This is a genomic window from Pseudoalteromonas sp. RB2-MNA-CIBAN-0110, assembly GCF_040309305.1.
Classification (GTDB): Bacteria; Pseudomonadota; Gammaproteobacteria; order Enterobacterales; family Alteromonadaceae; genus Pseudoalteromonas; species Pseudoalteromonas arctica.
Map to the genome: position 1 here is coordinate 1 of NZ_JBEOOQ010000365.1, position 229 is coordinate 229.

1 protein-coding gene is annotated in these 229 nt (G+C 34.5%); it reads left to right on the top strand.

Going from position 1 to position 229, the window contains the following annotated elements; all coding sequences use genetic code 11:
• Positions 1 to 54: 54 nt before the first annotated feature.
• Positions 55 to 228: a replication initiation protein gene (locus AAEY68_RS21815; protein ID WP_350586914.1), complete on the top strand. Its 174-nt coding sequence runs from the start codon at positions 55 to 57 to the stop codon at positions 226 to 228.
• Position 229 lies beyond the last annotated feature (1 nt).

The following is a 229-nucleotide window of genomic DNA, read 5'->3' on the forward strand; positions in this document are numbered from 1 at the left end:
CAAAAGTAAAAGCCGAAATAAGCTGGTTTTTATTTTAATAACAGTGCTAAACAGATGTCACTTTTTGATCATGTTTTAAATAAAAAGCCTTACAATACAGACGATTTAGAGATTGGATTAGCTATTGCCCGCGCTCAGATCGATATAAAATCACGTGATATCCAAGCGAATGGCCCTAATCATAAATACTGGTTAGTGTTTGACGTAGACAAATCGAATGCATCTTAAG

Bases quoted from the DNA above. Each gene is read 5' to 3' on its own strand.
- AAEY68_RS21815 (WP_350586914.1), top strand. From the start codon at position 55: ATGTCACTTTTTGATCATGTTTTAAATAAAAAGCCTTACAATACAGAC.